This window comes from Microbulbifer okhotskensis (assembly GCF_023895975.1).
GTDB lineage: Bacteria > Pseudomonadota > Gammaproteobacteria > Pseudomonadales > Cellvibrionaceae > Microbulbifer > Microbulbifer okhotskensis.
The window spans coordinates 1-211 of the sequence record NZ_JALBWM010000595.1; the positions used below are offsets into that span (position 1 = coordinate 1).

Genomic DNA, 211 nt, shown 5'->3' on the forward strand with positions numbered 1-211 from the left:
GCGTCTATGCCGCGCTCGGCCAGGTCTTCGAACTCGTTGATGGCATTGATTTCGGTGCCCATGGCGATGTTGGTGACACGCTCCAGCATGACCTCAACCACCACAGGTACACGGTGCTTGTGCATCAGTTCCTTGGCCTGCTGCAGGGCGGCCTGAATCTGTTCCGGCTCGCGTACGCGAATCGCCTTGCATCCCAGCCCTTCGACGACGG

General features: G+C 60.7%; 1 protein-coding gene. It reads right to left on the bottom strand.

The features are described from left to right. The coding region (locus MO867_RS23400; RefSeq protein ID WP_444875298.1) for a hypothetical protein at positions 1-211 on the bottom strand (211 nt) is incomplete at both ends.